This is a genomic window from Sphingobium xenophagum NBRC 107872 (assembly GCF_000367345.1).
Taxonomy (GTDB): Bacteria; Pseudomonadota; Alphaproteobacteria; order Sphingomonadales; family Sphingomonadaceae; genus Sphingobium; species Sphingobium xenophagum.
The window spans coordinates 1-17,584 of record NZ_BARE01000039.1 but is presented as its reverse complement, the minus strand read 5'-3'; the positions used below and the strand labels follow the sequence as shown (position 1 = coordinate 17,584).

Annotated in this window: 18 protein-coding genes; 17 read left to right on the top strand and 1 reads right to left on the bottom strand. The window is 63.1% G+C overall.

The window, feature by feature from the left end:
• Nucleotides 1–12: 12 nt before the first annotated feature.
• From SX1_RS16305 to SX1_RS16230, 16 genes are all read left to right on the top strand, one after another.
• On the top strand, nucleotides 13–1,086 hold the full coding sequence (locus SX1_RS16305; protein ID WP_019053841.1) for a maleylacetate reductase: 1,074 nt from the start codon (nucleotides 13–15) through the stop codon (nucleotides 1,084–1,086).
• A gap of 169 nt (nucleotides 1,087–1,255) precedes the next feature.
• Nucleotides 1,256–2,158, top strand: a complete 903-nt coding sequence (locus SX1_RS16300; protein ID WP_026149833.1) for a helix-turn-helix domain-containing protein — start codon at nucleotides 1,256–1,258, stop codon at nucleotides 2,156–2,158.
• 131 nt (nucleotides 2,159–2,289) lie between these two features.
• Nucleotides 2,290–2,790 carry a cupin domain-containing protein gene (locus tag SX1_RS16295; protein ID WP_019053839.1) on the top strand — a complete coding sequence of 167 codons (501 nt, stop codon included), beginning with the start codon at nucleotides 2,290–2,292 and terminating at the stop codon, nucleotides 2,788–2,790.
• Nucleotides 2,791–2,809: 19 nt separating this feature from the next.
• Entirely contained in the window at nucleotides 2,810–3,829 is a 1,020-nt protein-coding gene (locus SX1_RS16290) for a hypothetical protein (protein ID WP_019053838.1), read from the top strand.
• A gap of 26 nt (nucleotides 3,830–3,855) precedes the next feature.
• Nucleotides 3,856–5,358, top strand: coding sequence for an aldehyde dehydrogenase family protein (locus SX1_RS16285; RefSeq protein ID WP_019053837.1), 1,503 nt, complete (start codon nucleotides 3,856–3,858; stop codon nucleotides 5,356–5,358).
• Between the two features lie 26 nt (nucleotides 5,359–5,384).
• The gene (locus SX1_RS23530; protein ID WP_019053836.1) at nucleotides 5,385–5,801 is read left to right on the top strand and encodes a Rieske (2Fe-2S) protein; all 417 of its coding nucleotides are present in this window, start codon (nucleotides 5,385–5,387) and stop codon (nucleotides 5,799–5,801) included.
• Between the two features lie 107 nt (nucleotides 5,802–5,908).
• Nucleotides 5,909–7,192: a cytochrome P450 gene (locus SX1_RS16275; RefSeq protein WP_019053835.1), complete on the top strand. Its 1,284-nt coding sequence runs from the start codon at nucleotides 5,909–5,911 to the stop codon at nucleotides 7,190–7,192.
• Nucleotides 7,193–7,203: 11 nt separating this feature from the next.
• A complete protein-coding gene (locus tag SX1_RS16270; protein WP_019053834.1) occupies nucleotides 7,204–7,539 on the top strand; it encodes a 4Fe-4S dicluster domain-containing protein in 336 nt (111 codons plus the stop codon).
• Nucleotides 7,540–7,545: 6 nt separating this feature from the next.
• Nucleotides 7,546–8,889 (top strand): ferredoxin--NADP reductase domain-containing protein, encoded by a 1,344-nt coding sequence (locus SX1_RS16265; RefSeq protein WP_019053833.1) that lies wholly within the window; start codon nucleotides 7,546–7,548, stop codon nucleotides 8,887–8,889.
• Nucleotides 8,890–8,985: 96 nt separating this feature from the next.
• Nucleotides 8,986–11,664 (top strand): winged helix-turn-helix domain-containing protein, encoded by a 2,679-nt coding sequence (locus SX1_RS16260; protein ID WP_167539647.1) that lies wholly within the window; start codon nucleotides 8,986–8,988, stop codon nucleotides 11,662–11,664.
• 133 nt (nucleotides 11,665–11,797) lie between these two features.
• The gene (locus SX1_RS23525) at nucleotides 11,798–12,808 is read left to right on the top strand and encodes a GFA family protein (protein ID WP_019053831.1); all 1,011 of its coding nucleotides are present in this window, start codon (nucleotides 11,798–11,800) and stop codon (nucleotides 12,806–12,808) included.
• Nucleotides 12,809–12,841: 33 nt separating this feature from the next.
• On the top strand, nucleotides 12,842–13,954 hold the full coding sequence (locus SX1_RS16250) for an S-(hydroxymethyl)glutathione dehydrogenase/class III alcohol dehydrogenase (RefSeq protein WP_019053830.1): 1,113 nt from the start codon (nucleotides 12,842–12,844) through the stop codon (nucleotides 13,952–13,954).
• A 23-nt stretch (nucleotides 13,955–13,977) separates the two neighbouring features.
• The gene (locus SX1_RS24555; RefSeq protein ID WP_019053829.1) at nucleotides 13,978–14,130 is read left to right on the top strand and encodes a hypothetical protein; all 153 of its coding nucleotides are present in this window, start codon (nucleotides 13,978–13,980) and stop codon (nucleotides 14,128–14,130) included.
• Entirely contained in the window at nucleotides 14,127–14,966 is an 840-nt protein-coding gene (gene fghA, locus SX1_RS16240) for an S-formylglutathione hydrolase (protein WP_019053828.1), read from the top strand. Before SX1_RS24555 ends, fghA begins: the two co-directional genes overlap by 4 nt.
• 20 nt (nucleotides 14,967–14,986) lie before the next feature.
• Nucleotides 14,987–15,304, top strand: coding sequence for a 2Fe-2S iron-sulfur cluster-binding protein (locus SX1_RS16235; protein ID WP_019053827.1), 318 nt, complete (start codon nucleotides 14,987–14,989; stop codon nucleotides 15,302–15,304).
• A gap of 13 nt (nucleotides 15,305–15,317) precedes the next feature.
• Nucleotides 15,318–16,577 carry an NAD(P)/FAD-dependent oxidoreductase gene (locus SX1_RS16230; RefSeq protein WP_019053826.1) on the top strand — a complete coding sequence of 420 codons (1,260 nt, stop codon included), beginning with the start codon at nucleotides 15,318–15,320 and terminating at the stop codon, nucleotides 16,575–16,577.
• 193 nt (nucleotides 16,578–16,770) lie between these two features.
• On the opposite strand, the gene SX1_RS24270 is transcribed toward SX1_RS16230, so the two are convergent.
• Nucleotides 16,771–16,956, bottom strand: a complete 186-nt coding sequence (locus SX1_RS24270) for a hypothetical protein (protein WP_026149828.1) — start codon at nucleotides 16,954–16,956, stop codon at nucleotides 16,771–16,773.
• 429 nt (nucleotides 16,957–17,385) lie between these two features.
• Between SX1_RS24270 and SX1_RS24675 the strand changes: the two genes are divergently transcribed.
• A partial coding sequence (locus tag SX1_RS24675) for a hypothetical protein (protein WP_043145846.1) occupies nucleotides 17,386–17,584 on the top strand: 199 nt, incomplete at its 3' end.

Genomic DNA, 17,584 nt, shown 5'->3' with positions numbered 1-17,584 from the left:
AGGCGTAGCGTCATGGGCATCGAGCCGTTCATCTACAAGGCAAATCCGGGACGGGTGGTGTTCGGCGCCGGTACCCGCCGCCAGCTTTCGTCCGAAGTCGAGGCGCTCGGGCTCGGCCGGGTGGTCGTCCTGTCGACCCCCGACCAGGCGGAGCAGGCGTGGGCGGTCGCGGAAAGCCTCGGCGGTCTTTGCGCGGGCACCTTCCACGGCGCGGCGATGCACACCCCCGTCGAAGTCACCAATGAGGCGCTGCGCCATATCGAAGCGCTCGCGGCCGACGGCGTGGTCTCGATTGGCGGCGGCTCCACGATCGGCCTCGGCAAGGCGGTCGCCTTGCGGACGGATCTGCCGCAGATCGTGCTGCCCACGACCTATGCCGGATCGGAAATGACTCCTATCCTCGGCGAGACGGAGAACGCGCGCAAGGTCACGAAGACCGACCCGCGCATCCTGCCGGAGGTCGTTGTCTATGATGTCGAACTGACCTTGACCTTGCCAGCTGCGCTATCCGCCACCAGCGGAATCAACGCAATGGCCCATGCCGTCGAGGCCTTATATGCAAGGGAGCGGAATCCGGTCATCAGCCTGATGGCGCAGGAAGGGATCCGGGCATTCGCCAAGGCGCTGCCGATCATTGTGGACGACCCGGCAAATGTGGAAGCCAGGTCGGAAGCGCTCTACGGAGCCTGGCTGTGCGGGACGTGCCTTGGCGCTGTCGGAATGGCGCTCCATCACAAGCTCTGTCACACGCTCGGCGGCACCTTCAACCTTCCCCACGCCGAAACACACGCGATCCTTCTTCCCCATTCGGTGGCATATAACGCACCCGCGACTCCCTATGCGATGGACGCCATGCGGATGGCGCTTGGGCAGCCCGATCCCGTCACAGCGCTTTACGAACTCACTCGCGCCCTCAAAATTCCCGCCGGGCTTCGCAATCTCGGAATGGCGCATGACGGCGTGGCGCTCGCGGCCAAGCTGGCCGTGACCAACTCATACTGGAACCCGCGCCCGCTGGAGGAAAATGAAATACGCGCGACGATCGAGAGGGCCTGGGCTGGCGAGAGGCCGCTGGCTGGTGTCTGATCCGCCACCACCTCCGCGCTATCGCGGCGGACCGGACAGGCTGGCCCCGAATATTGGCGACAGTGTCCACCCGAAACGGGTGGAGACTCGGCGCTTGTCATCGCCTAGCTTCGTGATCCGAAGATGATTCACCCACGCGCCGCAGATGGGTGGACGCGGTGAGAGAGATATGTCCGTTGAGCTGAAACAGCCGCTATATGCCAGCGACACGCATGGTATTCTGCTCCAACAGGGGCAGAGCGTCATCGAGTCGAGCGAAAGCCTCGGGTGGACGTCGCTCTACGCCTCCCGGCAGCGGGAAGACCCGTATGAGGGGCGGTTCGGAGCGCGCGATCTCGCCCTCATCATCGTTCATCTCGGTGGGCCGGCAAAGGTCGAGCGTGACCTTGCCGGCGAGCGCGTTCATCGCAAGGTGCAGGCCGGAGGCTTGTTCTTTCTTCCGCCCGGACGCGATTTCGGGGTCAAGCTTCTGCAGCATCTCGAAACCGTCCACATGTATATTCCCGTTCGGTATCTGCACGAGGCGGCCGCGGAACTCTCCAAAGGCGATCCGGAGGCGGTTGAATATATTCCTCGCCTGGGTGAGCATGATGCACTTATCGAACGCCTTGCGCGGATGTGCTGCGACATGCTGGTCGAACAGCAGTCGGATCTGTTTGCAGACAGCCTTGCGCGATTGATGGCCTGCCAGCTGGTGCGCAGGCACTCGACTGCCGGGCCGCGCCCGGATGGCGGGCCGGCACGAGGCCTGACTGCCCGGCAGTTTCGGTCCGTGAATGAGTTCATCGAGGCGCATATGGAGTATCCGATCGGTGTTGCCGATCTTGCGAAGGCGGCCGGGTTGAGCCCCATCCATTTTGCGCGGCAGTTCCGCCGTAGTTGCGGGGTGACACCATATCAGCATATCATCGACTGCCGCGTGAAGCGGGCTCAGGAGCTTTTGCTCGAGCCAAGACAGATCGCTGAAATCGCCTTGCTGTGCGGGTTCACGCATCAGGAGCACCTGACGAGAATGTTCCGGCGAAGTACGGGCGTGACCCCGGCCACCTACAGAAGGAGCCGGCTCGATTGATCGAGGCCCGGTAACATGCCGAAGTTGCACAGCTTCGTGCAGGAAATGCGGGTGCGATTGCCTTCATTATAGCCTCTGTTGACAGAGTCGCGGAATTTTGCGTTCCCGACCGCGATCAGGAGAGGACTATCATGTCCAGTGTTGTGACAAAGTTCGGCTCGCTGGCCGAATATGAAAAAGGCGGCGTGACGATTGTCGACGACAATCCGCGCAACTACGTATTTTCTAATGTTTTCGACGTCGCGGCGAAGAGCGCGCCGTACGAGCGCATCGCGGTGGGCAAGAATTTCGAATATGTGATCGAGGCCTTCCGGGCCGAAGGCGAGTCCGCCTGGTATGCCGCCGCGCACGACGAGTTCGTGCTGACGATGGATGGCGAGATCGAGGTGCACCTGGTGAAGCTCGCCGATCCGGGCGTCGTCGATCCGGAATCGCTTGGCGCGCACCGGCTGGCGAACTGGCCGGACGGCGCGAAGATGGGCCGCATCGTCCTGCGCCGCGGCCATATGGCGCTGCTCCCGGTCGGGTCGGCCTATCGCCTGGTCGCGACCGCGCCGGCTGCGGGCATCTTTCAGACCATTCAAGGTCCCGAGACCATCGAGCGCTGGGCCGAGATTTGTCAAGTTGACTGAACTTCTGGAGTATCAAGCTATGGCCATGTCCCTGGTTGCCGAGACGCATTCGAACCCCGACGCAAGTCGCGACGTAGAGACCCTCGCGATGTCCAACGAAACGGGTTATCGCCGCTTTCGAGCCGGCAAGTTTCATTTTGCGCGCGACGAGTATTTCGCCCGCCTGTCCTGGCCGGGCGGAACCCGAACGATCCCGATCGACGCCTTCCTGCGGGCGCTCATGCGCGACGTCGCCTGGGGCTTTTTTTATGGTACGGTTGCCTTCGACGGCATCTTCGGCACCATCAATCATTATGGGACGGTGACGCTTTATGCCGGGAAATTCGACGACGCATACCGTGCCGCCGGCCGCGACTATGAGGAGCTTTATGACTCGCCCGCGCTGATGTCGCTGTTCCGGGAAATGCTCTCGGACTGGACGATCGAAGGCTATGACCCGTTCGCCGCGCCGATGGAGACCGGGACCGCCTGGGGCAAGAAATCGGGCTCGAACGAGGCGGCGATCGGCCGGCAACGGGTGACGGCGCGCCGTATGGTCGGGCTGCCGGGTGACACGCCGGTGCGGACCGATGATCTCGGCTTCCCCGTCAATCGCGACTTCGCCGACGTCGCGCAGGATCAGCCGCTGGTCGAGGCCGAGCCCGGTTTCGAGGGCGAGGTCAGCGCCTACAACCTGTTCGGCTATCTCTCGCGGTCGGACGTGACCTGGAACCCGAGCGTCTGCTCGGTGGTCGGCGACAGCCTGTTCTGCCCGACCTCGGAGGAGTTCATCCTTCCGATCGAGCACGGCAACGACCGCTGCGAGTGGTTCCTTCAGCTCTCGGACGAGATCAGCTGGGAGATCAAGGACAAGAATAGCGGCAAGCCGCGCGCGACCGTCGTCCAGAAGGCGGGCGACATCGCCTGCATGCCGGCCGATATCCGGCATCAGGGCTTCTCGACCAAGCGCTCGATGCTGCTGGTCTGGGAGAATGGCTCGTCGAAGATCCCGGAGCTGATCGCCAAGGGCGAAGCGCCGATCGTTGCGGTGACATTCTGAAGCCCGGCGTTGAAGGAATTGTAGGCATGGCCACACAGGCACTGAGGCAGGAAGCGCGAGCCGACCTGCAGACGAAGCTGCTGATCGGCGGTCAATGGGTGGACAGCCTCTCCGGCGAAACGATTGAGGTTCACAACCCTTATGACGGTTCGGTCATCTGCGCGATCGCGTCGGCCGGCGAGGCCGATGTCGATCGCGCGGTCGAAGCGGCACAGGCGGCCTTTCCGGCCTGGTCGTCGCTGGCGGCGAGCGAGCGGGGGCGCCTGCTCCTGAAACTGGCCGACCGGATCGAGGAAGAAAGCGAGGCTTTCGCCCGGCTCGAGGCTTTGGACACGGGTCATCCGATCCAGGATTGCCGGCGGCTCGATGTGCCGAGGACGGTTCTGTGCTATCGCTATTTCGGCGGAATGGCCGACAAGCTCGAAGGATCGGTGGTTCCCGTCGACGCCGGATTCCTGAACTATGTCGAGCGCGAGCCGATCGGCGTGGTCGGAGCGATCGCGCCGTGGAACTTCCCGCTCATGTTCACGAGCTGGAAGCTCGCGCCGGCGCTGGCCGCCGGCAACACCGTCGTCTTCAAGCCATCGGAGTTGACGCCGCTCTCGACGCTGCGGATCGGCGAACTGATGATGGAGGTCGGTTTCCCGGCGGGCGTCATCAACATCGTGCCCGGCTACGGTGCGACCGCCGGCCAGCGGATCGCCGACCATCCGGGCATCGGCAAGGTCTCCTTCACCGGCTCGACGGCGATCGGGCGGCGTATCGTGCAGAGTTCGGCGGGCAATCTCAAGAAGGTCCAGCTCGAACTGGGCGGCAAGGGTCCGAACATTGTCTTCCCGGATGCGAACCTTGCGGCCGCCGTCGGCGGGGCAGCGTTCGGGATTTTCCACAATCAGGGGCAAGCGTGCATCGCGGGGTCGAGGATTCTGCTCCATGAGTCGATCGCCGACGAGTTTCTCGATCGTTTCTCGACACTGGCGCGATCGATTCGTCTCGGCGATCCGCTCGATCCGGCAACGGAGATGGGGCCGCTGACGTCCAGGCTCCATCAGGAGCGCGTCCTGTCGTTCGTCGACATCGCGCGCGGCGAGGGCGGTCAGGTCGTGAGTGGGGGCGCGGCGCCGGGCGTGGCGGGCCTTGAGGACGGCTATTTCGTGCAGCCGACCATCGTGCGGGCAGAACCGAGCCACCGTGTCGCCCGCGAGGAGGTGTTCGGCCCCTTTGCCACGATCCTGACGTTCAGAGACGATGCCGAGGCGCTCGCGATCGCCAACGACACCGAATACGGGCTGGGCGCGGGCTTGTGGACGAACGACCTGACGCGGGCCCACCGGTTCGCGAAGGGCATCCACGCCGGCATGATCTGGATCAACTGCTACAAGCGTGTTCATCCGGGCTCGCCGTTCGGAGGGTTCGGCGCCTCGGGCTATGGCCGCGAGATGGGGTTCGAGGTCATGCGCGAATATACCCAGCCAAAGTCGGTCTGGATCAACGTCGACGCGCAGATCCCGCCGTTCTACGCCCGGTGACGCGCTTTCAGGACTGAGACCGGAAGATGTCGGACGGCTATTGGCGCCGGCGGCCCTTCGCTCCGGTGCCGTCGACGCGGCTCATCGGGATCGATGAGCTTGTGCCGCCCGCGGCGCGTGCCTTCACCTTTGGCGCGGGGCCGAACGCGTTCCGGATGTTTATCGTCCGCTCGATCAGCGGTGAGCTGCGGGGATATCTGAATCTCTGCCCTCATGCGTCGCTGACGCTCGACCGGGATAGCGGGGAGTTCCTTACCCCGGATCGCGACGCGATCTTTTGCCGCCAGCATTGTGCGATCTTCTCGATGCTGGATGGACGCTGCTTCAGCGGAGCCTGCGAGGGTGAGTATCTCCATCCGATCGAACTCGCGCTGATCGACGGCTGGGTCTGCATCGGTTCCCGTCCGAACGACCCACCCGAGTCGGGTGGGGCGGCGATCTGAGCAGATAAAAATCTGTTCGCGTCACTCCGGAATGGACGGTGACACCAGCGCGTCAGCGAGAAAATATGGCCCGGAAATCGCGATAACGCGTATCTGGGAGAGAAATTGTGCACAATTCGCCGGAACTGGTCGAGAAGAATCCCGCCTTATCCTTCAAGCCCTTCTCGGAAGAATATCTTGCGGATCCGTACAGGGTCTTCTCGCTTATCCGGGAAGCGAAGCCGGTCTTCTACGATGAGGAGATCGGCTATTGGGTGGTCTCCCGCTATGCCGACGTGCGCGAGTGCTTCCGGGATCAGGAGCGCTTCTCTGCGGCGATCACGCTCGATCAGCTCAAGCCGCTCGCGCCCGAGGCGCTGCAGGTTCTGGTCGACAGCGGCGTGGTCCCCGGCAGCGCGCTGGTGAACGAGGACCCGCCGACGCACGCGCAGCGGCGCAAGCGGCTGATGGTCGCGTTCACCCCGCAACGGATTCGGGCGACCGAGCCGCGCATCCGCGAATTCGTGCGCGGCTATATCGATCGTATCGTCGCGCGCGGGTCGGCCGATCTGGTGCGCGACCTGGTCTGGGACGTCCCCGCGCTGGTTGCGTTTCACTTCACCGGCATCCCCGAGGACGAGGTGGAACTCTGCAAGGGCTTCGCCACCTCCTACGCCCTGTTCAACTGGGGCTATCCGAGCCAGGAGGAGCAGCTCCGCCTGAGCCGGAAGCTCGCCGACTATTGGCGCTACGCGACGATGCACATCGAGCGGCTCAGCCGGAATCTCGGCGATGATTTCATCAGCGAGATGATCCGCGGCCATCTGGAAGACGGCGAGCTTTTCGACCGCAACTATCTCGTCTGGATGATGATGAACTTCACGTTCGCCGGCCACGAGACGACCACCGCGGCATCGGCCAACATGTTCCGCGCGCTCCTCGAAAACCGTGCGCAATGGGAGGCACTGGTCGCCGATCCGTCGCTTATCCCGAACGCGGTCGAGGAATGCCTGCGCTATTCCTCGTCGGTGGTGGCCTGGCGCCGCACGACGAAGGTGCCGGTCGAGATCGACGGGGAGGCGATTCCGGCGGGCGCGAACCTGCTGATCCTTAACGGTTCGGCCAATCATGACGCGAACGAGTTCGCGCAGCCCGAGACGCTCGATATCCGCCGGTCCAACGCGAACCGGAACCTGTCCTTCGGGTTCGGCGCGCATCTATGCATGGGCGCGCCCGTCGCGCGGCTGGAGATGCGGATCATGCTTGAGGAGCTGACCGCGCGGCTGCCCCATCTCCAGCTCGTGCAACCGCAGGATTTTCGCTTTTCCGCCAACACCTCGTTCCGGGGCCCGTCGAGCGTCCTCGTCGAATGGGATGCGAGCCGGAACCCCGAGCCGGCCCAGGCAGCATAAGGAGGCGATCCATGGCTTTCGTCGTGACGGCGGCCTGCATCGACAAGGTCGATGGGGCTTGTGTGACCGTGTGCCCGGCCGATTGCATCTACGAAGGTTTGCGGTCGCGCTACATCAACCCCGACCAATGCATCGATTGTGGTGCGTGCGAGCCTGTATGCCCGGTCGGGGCGATCTTCAACGAATATGACGTGCCGAAGGAACTGGAAGCCTTCATCGAGGACAACAGGACCTTCGTCACCGATATCCTGGGGGACCGCTTCACCGCGCTCGGATCGGGGGCGAGCGCCGGCAAGCTTGGTCCCGCCGGCGCCGACACCATTCTCGTTTCGAACTTTCCAGGATAGATCGCGATGCACCATCCCTCGTTGCGGATCGCAATCGTCGGTGCCGGTCCGTCAGCGCTTTACGCCGCTGAAGCGATATTGAAGGCGGGCTTGGGGGCGAAGATCGCTATCGTCGAGCGCCTGCCCGTGCCCTTCGGCCTCCTGCGTTACGGCGTGGCGCCCGATCACCCCAATATGCGTGCGCTCGGCGACAAGCTCGAGGACGTGATCCGCGACCCCGACGTCGCCTTTTTCGGAGGAATCGAGGTGGGCAGCGCCCTGTCGGTCGCCGATCTGCGGTCATGCTTCGACGCCGTGATCTTCGCCTATGGTGCGTCGCTGCACCGCTCGGCCGGATTCGAAAATGAGGGCGCGCGCATTTGCATTCCTTCGTCCGAATTCGCCCGCTGGTATTGCGGTCATCCCGACGCGGACCCGTCGATCTTCGACATTGTAAGGCGGGCGCGGGACGCGGTCGTGGTCGGCGCCGGGAATGTCGCACTGGATGCGTCGCGGATATTGTCGCGATCCGCGGACGAGCTGGCGACGAGCGAGATGCCGGACCGGGTGCGCGAGGCGCTTGGCCATGTGCGAACGAGACAGGTGACCCTGCTGGCCCGACGCGGCCCCCATCAGGCGCGTTTCACCACCAAGGAGTTGCGGGAACTCGGCGAGCTGAGCGACTGCGCGGTCATGACCGATGCGGGAGACTTCGCAGGCATCGACGCTGCACGGATCGAGGATCGGGCCGCTCAGCGGAATTTCGAGCTGCTCAAGGCGTTGAGCGTGCAAGGGGAGCTTCCCGCCAACCGGCGCAAAAAAATGATCCTTCGGTTCGGCGCCCGGCCGGTGGCAATCGCTGAAACCGCTGGCGGTCATATCCTTCGGGTGAGGCAGAGCGACCCGATGGGAAGCGAGGCGATGACCGAGCATCCTGTCGATCTGGTCGTGACAGCCGTCGGGTATCGCGGCGCGGCTTTGGAGGGTCTTCCCTTTGCGACCGATCGCGGCGTGGTGCCGACGGGCGAAGCCGGCCGGGTGACCGACGAGCAGGGCCTGGCGGTCCCCGGCTGTTATGCGACCGGATGGATCCGGCGAGGTCCGTCGGGCGTGGTTGGCTCGAACAAGGCTTGCGCGGGCCAGGTCGTGGCGGCCCTGATCGAAGACCTGGGCGCGGCGCGCCCCGGAGCGGCCTTGCGCGACTGGGAAGAGATGCTGCACGAGCGCGGTCTGCGGTGGTTCGACGCGAGCCATTGGCATCGCGTCGACCAACTGGAGCGCGAAGACGGGAGCGCACGGGGAGCGGTCAGGACCATCATCGACGACAGGCAAGTTCTGTATCGGCGGCCCCGGATATTAAATGAAGCTTGACCTGAGCGATACAGGGTAAAGGATGAGGGAGGTACGGCGCGGAACGCGAAAGAGAGGCTGGCCCCTGGAGAATGGTGTCTGGATGGAGAGCCGGCCTTGCGCGGTATTGCCTCAGTTGTAGCGGCGAAGCTTACGCCACCTTGCCGTGCGGGTCCTTTGGTGGAGCGCCGGTCGCTTGACGACAAGATGGCGGCGGCGATGGCGAAGCGGCTGGTTCTGGTGTGTGCGCCGGCTGGCTACGGCAAGACCAGCGTACTCGCGGCGGCATTCGAGCGCCTGCTGAGCGCCGGGGAGCCGGCGGGGTGGATCAGCGTCGAGGCCGCGGACGATTCCCTCGTTGGATTTCTGCGCTTGCTCATCGCCGCATTGCAGAAGCAACGACCTGACTTCGGCCTTGGTCTTGCGACGCTCACGACAAGCGGCATCACGCTTCCCCGCGAGATCCTTGAAACGGCGCTGATCCAGGAGTTGTCCGCACTGGATGAAGATTATTATCTGTTCATCGACGATTATCATGCGATTCAAAGTGCTGAGGTTGATGGTCTTCTCGATCATCTGCTTTTGAGCAATCTCCCGAGATTCCATCTCTTCATCGCTGCCAGGCATGCACCGAATCTGGCGCTCAGCCGTTTGCGTATGGCGGGGCTTATCCGTGAGATCCTGTCAGCCGATCTCGAATTCTCGGAAGAGGAAACGGGGCGGCTGTTGATCGGCAACGGCGCGGCCATCGACGGCGACACGATCGCAAAGCTGCACCGCCGCACGGAAGGCTGGGTCGCGGGCATCCAGCTGGTCGGCCTCACGATCGCCAATGGGCAGGATGCGGCCGAGCTCGTCGATTCCCTGTCGGGCGAGCTGGCCACCATCTCTGATTTCCTCGTGAGCGAGGTTCTGCGCGGAAAGGACGAGCGGAGCGCCACCTTCCTGCTCGAGAGCTCGATTTTCGTGCGGTTCGACGCCCGGCTCTGTGACGAGGTGCTCGGCATCGAGGACAGCGCGCGGATCATCGCCCAGCTCCGGCGCGAGCAGCTCTTCATTTTCGAACTCGATCGGGATCGCCGCTGGTTCCGCTATCACCACCTCTTCTCGGAATTCCTGACCCGCCGCCTGAAGGACGTTGATGAGCCGCGTTGGAGGGAGCTGCATGCTCGCGCCATCGCGTCGCTCAATCAGCGCGGTCATGTCCGGGAAGCGTTCGAGCATTGCTGCGTCATCGGCGCGTTCGACCTTGCCGGCACGCTGCTCGACAATGCGAGCAGCGCGCTCTTTGCGGCCGGCGAAATCGATGTCCTGACCAAGCTGGTGCAGCGACTTCCCGGACCGGTCGTGAAATCCGCGCTGGAGCTTCAGCTCGAGCTTGCATGGGCGGCCGAGATCAATTGGCAGTTCGCGCGGGCGGAACGGTATCTGGACAATGTCCGGACCGCACTGGCGATCGACGGCGAAACCGAACGGTTGCACCACATGCGCACCAAGCTCGCGCACCGTGAGATGATGTTGTCGGTGTTCAGCGACAACCTGCTGTCGGCAAGGCGTGAGGCGCACGAGTGGATGGAATCCCGGTCGACCGACGACGCCTTCATGCTGGCCTCGGCAGGCACGACGCAGATCCTGGTGTCGCGGGAGCTTGGTGTGCTGTCGCTGCTGCCCCATCGCGCGCAGGAGTTGCGCGACCTGTTCCTCGAAGCGGACGCGCGCTACGGTGTGGTTTTTCACGACTGCCTCGCCGGCCGCACTTTCTTCTCGCGCGGCGACCTCGACATGGCGCGCGAACACTATCAGCGGGCTTTCGAAGCGGCGCGCCGTCTTCACGGCCCGCATTCGCCTCTCGCCGCCATGCCCGCATGTTTCCTGGCCGAGCTTCACTATGAGCAGAACCGCGTGTCGGATGCGCGCGAGCTTCTCGGATCCTATCCGCTGGAGCTTTCGAGCATGGGCTTTGTCGACAATCTCCTTGCATCGTTCCTGGTCCGGGCAAAGCTCGCATATCTTGAGAACGATGCCGCGCAGGGCGAGGAACTGCTGCGGAGCGGACTCGCGCTGGCGATCGACAATGGTTTCGATCGCCTGGAGGTCATGCTCCGCTCCGAGATGCAGCGGCGCGGTATTGCCGGCGCGGTGAATGCTACCCTGCCGTCGCAGGTTGCGGCTGGCGATCGGGAATTGGACACGACGTGCCTGAGCGTCGCGATCGAGATGCGGGTCATGCGGGTCCGTGCGGCAAATGCTGGCGCCGCCGCCGGGCTGTCGCTGGAACTGGCAGCGATCGCCGGGGATGCCGTTCAGCGGCAGGCCTATCGGGAAGCGGTCCGCGCATTCCTTTATGCCGCGATCGGAGCGGCGAAGGGCGCCAGGGAGCGGAAAGGGCAGGAGTATCTGGAGAATGCCCTTCACATGGCCAAGAAACATCATTTCCTGCGATCGGTGACCGACGAGGGCGAGGTTGCTAGCCTATTGGAGCAATATGCCAACGCGCGCGATACATCGCGGCCGTTGCGGGAGTTCGCGCGCATGTTGCTTTCCGCTGCGCGGCGTCCACAGCCTCTTTCACGTCCGAGCATGTCGCGTGGTGTTGATACCGACCTCCATCTCTCGGAGCGTGAATTCGCCGTCATCAGAGCTGGTATCGAGAGCCGTTCGAACCGCGAGATCGGCGAGCTCCTCGGCCTGACCGAGAACACCGTCAAATGGTATTGGCGCGAAATATTCTCGAAACTCAATGTGAACCGGAAATCGGAAGCCATTGCGATCGTGCGGGCTGCCGGCGGGCTCTGATCGGCATTGGCGTCGCTGGGAACGGTCTGTTTCATGGTCCTCGCGACCCTGTCTGTGCAGGAACCGCGATCCCCGGGCCTCTAGCCTCGGCGATGAGAGCGCATCGAAACACGCGCGGCCGGGAGGGGAAACAATGCGTCATGTTCTGAAGACCGAGATCGTGATCGACGCCTCGCCGCAGACGGTGTGGAGCGTGATGGACGACCTCGCCCGCTATCCCGAATGGAACCCGCTGATGCCCGAACTGGTCGGGCAGACGATGGTCGGGCGCACGGTGACGGGGCGCATGATCATCGAGGGAGGACCGGAGATTCCGCTCGGTCCGGTCATGACGCGGATCGTCGGCGCGCGCGAGCTGCGGTGGATAACGATCATTCCCGGTGATGAAGGCTTTTCGGCCGAGCATTATTTTATCCTGACGCCGCTCGAGGACGGTCGCACGCACCTCACTAACGATGAGATCTTCGATGGGCCGACCGCCGACCAGGTCTGGGAACTGTTCGACACGCTCGGGCGGCAATCCTACGAAGCCTTCAACGTCGCGCTGAAGGCGCGTGCGGAAGCTCTCGCCGGCGCTTCTGTATCGATCCATCCGGCCGTGCATGCGACGGTTTCAAACGCGAGCGGCGAGGGCCCTGCACCGGACGTTTTGACCATCAAGTGCCACTGCGCAGCCGACGCTGTCGAGGTAGCGATCAGCGGCGAACTCGCCCACAACCACCTATGCGGTTGCAGCAAATGCTGGAAGCCGGATGGCGCTCTCGTGTCCCAGGTCGCAATCGTCGCTGCCGACACAGCGAAGATCACGCACCACGAGGAAAAGGTGGCAGCCGTCGACGCGGGGCAGTCGATCGTGCGGATGGCGTGCACCGAATGCGGTGTCCATGTGCTGGGACGGGTCGACAATCCCGATCATCATTTTTTCGGTATGACCTTTGTCCATCCGGAATTGACCACCGCTGCGGTGAGCCCCCCGATCGAATTCGCAGGGTTTCTCTCGTCGCTGATCGAGCAGGGCGCCCAGCCGTCGATCATGCAGGCAGTCCGCGGCGAACTCAAGGAGGCTGGAATTCCGACCTACGACGCCTTTTCACCTGAAATCATGGATTTGATCGCGTGGCATAAAATAAAGGCTGCCGCCTGATTTTCGCAGATAAGAATATTGGAGATTCGAGGCATGAAGACCCGCGCCGCCGTTGCGTTCGAAGCGAAGAAGCCGCTCGAAATCGTCGAACTCGACCTCGAAGGCCCGAAGGCGGGCGAGGTGCTGGTCGAGATCATGGCGACGGGCATCTGTCACACCGACGCCTATACGCTCGACGGTTTCGACAGCGAGGGCATCTTTCCGAGCGTGCTGGGGCATGAGGGCGCGGGCGTGGTGCGCGAGGTCGGCACGGGCGTCACGTCGGTTAAGCCGGGCGATCATGTGATCCCGCTTTACACGCCGGAATGCCGCCAATGCAAAAGCTGCCTCAGCGGCAAGACCAACCTCTGCACCGCGATCCGCGCCACCCAAGGAAAGGGGTTGATGCCTGACGGTACGACGCGCTTCAGCTACAAGGGCCAGCCGATCTTTCACTATATGGGCTGCTCGACCTTCTCGAACTTCACCGTGCTGCCCGAGATAGCGGTCACGAAGATCCGCGAGGACGCGCCGTTCCAGTCGAGTTGCTACATCGGTTGCGGCGTGACCACCGGGGTCGGCGCGGTGATCAACACCGCCAAGGTGCAGGTCGGCGACAATGTCGTCGTCTTCGGTTTGGGCGGCATCGGGCTCAATGTGATCCAGGGCGCGCGGCTTGCGGGGGCGAACAAGATCATCGGCGTCGATATCAATCCGGACCGCGAAGAATGGGGCCGCAAGTTCGGCATGACCGAGTTTTTGAACTCGAAGGGCATGAGCCGCGAGGACGTCGTCGCGGCGATCGTCCAGATGACCGACGGCGGTGCCGATTACACCTTCGACGCCACCGGCAATACCGAGGTGATGCGCACGGCGCTCGAAGCCTGCCATCGCGGCTGGGGCACCTCGATCATCATCGGGGTGGCCGAGGCGGGCAAGGAGATTGCGACACGGCCGTTCCAGTTGGTCACCGGACGCAACTGGCGCGGCACCGCGTTCGGCGGCGCCAAGGGCCGCACCGACGTGCCCAAGATCGTCGACATGTACATGACCGGCAAGATCGAGATCGACCCGATGATCACCCACGTTATGGGGCTGGAAGAGATCAACAAGGGGTTCGACCTGATGCACGCGGGCGAAAGCATCCGTAGCGTGGTGGTTTACTGAGCAATCGATCCGGCAGACGAAAAATGACGGTCAATTCACGGCATCCCTCGATGGACAAAGGCGTGAAGCCGGGGTCGGGCAGCTTCACCGGCGGCACGCTGGTCGGCCGCTGCTCCGATCGGCCGCTGATGGATGCGCTCGCCACGCAAGCCTGGAAGTTGAAACAGACGGCATGACCCTGGAAACGCTTTCTACCAACGCATCGCACGGCGGCATCCAGGGCGTCTACCGCCACGCGTCCACCGCGACCGGCACGGACATGACCTTCTCGGTGTTCGTGCCAGAGCATGAAGAAGCCGAGAAGCTGCCGATAGTCTGGTATCTCTCCGGCCTTACCTGCACGCACGCCAATGTGACCGAAAAGGGCGAGTTCCGCGCCGCCTGCGCCGAGCTTGGCCTGATCTTCGTCGCGCCCGATACGTCGCCGCGTGGCGAGGGGGTGGCTGACGATCCGGCCGGCGCCTATGATTTCGGCCTCGGCGCCGGCTTCTATGTCGATGCCACTGAGCCGCTTTTCGCGCCGCATTACAGGATGTGGAGCTATGTCACCGAGGAGCTTCCCACGCTGATCGCCGAGCACTTCCCGGCCGACATGGATCGCCAGTCGATCATGGGGCATTCGATGGGCGGGCACGGGGCGCTCACTATCGGTCTGACATTTCCCGAGCGCTTCAGGGCGATCTCGGCCTTCGCCCCCATCGTGGCGCCGACGCAGGTGCCATGGGGCCGAAAGGCACTGGGCGGCTATCTCGGCGACGACGAGATATTGTGGCGCAGGCATGACGCCGTGGCGCTGATCGAGGATGGCGCGCGGGCGCCGGCCTTGCTCGTGGATCAGGGGGAGGCGGACCAGTTTCTCGAGGAGCAGCTCCGTCCGGAGATCCTCGGCGCGGCTTGCGCACGCGCGGGTATCCCCCTGACCCTCCGGCTCAGGCGGGGCTACGACCACAGCTATTATTTCATCTCAACCTTCATGAGCGATCATCTGAGCTGGCACGCCAGCCGGATGTGAGCCCGATCGGATTAACGGATATGCCCAACATTCATGTTTTGGCTCGCGATGGAAGCGAGCGCACAATTTCGGTCGCTGAGGGAATCAGCCTGATGGAAGCGCTTCGCGAAGGCGGCTTCGATGATATTCTGGCGTTATGCGGCGGCTGCTGCTCGTGCGCGACCTGTCATGTTTATATCGAGCACGGGCCGGAGGAGCTGAAGGCACCTGGCAGCGATGATGAGGACGATCTGCTCGAGAGTTCTGCTCACCGGGGAGAGGGTTCGCGATTGTCGTGCCAGATCACGCTCGACGGCGCGCATGATGCGCTGACCGTTCGGCTGGCACCGGAAGATTGAGGTTCCGAACGAAATGCCGGTCGAGATAGGGTCGCATTATGATGTCGTTATCGTAGGGGCCGGGCATGGCGGTACACAGACCGCGATCGCACTGAGGCAGGGCGGCTTCTCCGGATCGATAGCGATCGTCGGTGACGAACTCGAACTCCCTTACGAGCGGCCGCCGCTGTCGAAGGAATATTTTGCCGGCCAACGCGACGCGGCGCGCATTCGCATTCGCCCCGAGGCTTTCTGGGCCGACAAGGATATCGCGCTTCTCCTTGGCCATCGTGTCGCGCGCGTCGATCCGGCTGGTCGCGAAGTCTGGGCGTCCGTAGGTGGCCGGATCGGCTACGGCAAGCTGGTTTGGGCAACCGGCGGCAGGCCGAGGCCGCTGCCCTGCCACAATTCCGGCGCCGAAAATCTTCTCTACATTCGAACCCTCGCCGACGCGGATCGGCTGAAGGCGCTTGCGGAGACCGCGCAGCGTGTCGTGATCATCGGAGGCGGCTATATCGGGCTCGAGGCGGCGGCGGTGCTTCGCAAGGCGGGCAAGTCGGTGGTGCTGCTGGAGATGCTGGACCGCGTCCTCGCGCGTGCGGCGGGCGAGGAGATGGCCCGGTTCGTGGAGGCGGAGCATCGCCGGCACGGTGTTGACTTGCGGCTGGGAACGAGGGTCGAGGCGCTGGAAGGCGGCGATCGGATCACCGGCATAAGGCTTGCCGGGGGTGAACGGATTCCCTGCGACTTCGTGGTGGCCGGCATCGGTATCATTCCTGCGGTAGAGGAGCTTGCAGAGGCGGGTGCCGCGACCGGAAACGGGGTCCTGGTCGACGACCGGTGCCGGACCACGCTGGGCGATATCTATGCAATCGGCGATTGTGCCGCGCACCGTAACGCCCATGCTGAGCTTGCCATTATCAGGCTGGAATCGGTGCAGAACGCGTCCGACATGGCGACCGTCGTCGCCAGGGACATCATGGGGCAGGGCCAGCCCTATGCCGCGATCCCGTGGTTCTGGTCGAATCAATATGACCTCAGGATTCAGACGATCGGCCTTTCAATCGATCATGACGACACGATCATCCGCGGCGACATGGCGTCGGGGTCGTTCGCGGTCATTTATATAAGGAGTGGGCGGATTGTCGCACTCGACTGCGTCAACGCGACCAGAGACTATGTTCAGGGCAAGGCGCTGATCTTGGCGGGGATGCATGTAGCAAGCGATCTCGACCGTGAGCGGTTGGCTGATGCATCGCTGCCGCTGAAGTCGCTGTTGGCCATCGAGGCGTGAGAGCCCCTGCGCCGAGCTTGCATGCGCGTTGCGACCCGGACAGCGTTGTATTCTTCCTTTCACGCAGGGCACCATCCGGAGTTTCCAAGGCTGGATCTTTGCGAGGCTAGCTCTCCAAGCCGTCATTGCGCACCTTAGTCAGCACCTTGATGTCAATATCGGTGCCGATTCCAGCGTGTGTAGATGCTGATGCCTAGACTTCGGGACAAAGCGCCAGATGGCATGACAATTCGGCAGGTTTCAGCGCTTCGCCAAGAACAAGCGCGCCGAGCGGAAAGAGGGTTTCTTGGCCGTCGGGCTGCGCGGCGAGCGCTGCGACGCCGGCGCGCAATTGGTTCGAGGCGCAAGACGAATCGCGACTCCGCTCCGTAAAACGCATGGCAAGCCTGCCTTCGCCAACTCGATAGCCAGGACATCGTCTGTGCCTTCTGCGCCGCCGCATCGTACCGCGCCAAAGCTTCGGTCATGGAATCCGAGGCGCATTTCGGACATCAGCGGTCTACCGTGACCGCAATTTCCTAATGATTTGAGTGCCCATCATACTCATGCCGGGCGCGCCATTTGCCTCAGATTGTGGCATTCATGCACCCTGAACTGATTGGAAATGCTGAGGGCAATTGTGGGTCTGAGATTCCCTGCGCGGGCGCGTATCTTGATCGCCTTCAGTCCAGTGCCGCCCAATATCTTTCTGCTCACATCTCCGGATCAACGTGCGACCGAAGAGCAGCTAAACCGCTGAATTCGAGTCATTTTGCTATGCGCCTAAATACTTGAATCTAAGGCGTGATTCCTGTAGTTTTCCTTGGCTATGAACGTGCCGCTCTTGCATCGCGAAACGGATGAGGGCTTTAATCGGCATTCCAACAGCGAGATGCCGGTGTCGTATAAGCCTCCAGAAGACGTACAGCGCGTCGATCTCGCAGATATTCTCGCGAGCCGGGGCGGGGCGCCCTTTGAATCCAAGCAACTGGACCTGATGTTCGGCAGTGAGCGTGAGCGCACGAAGG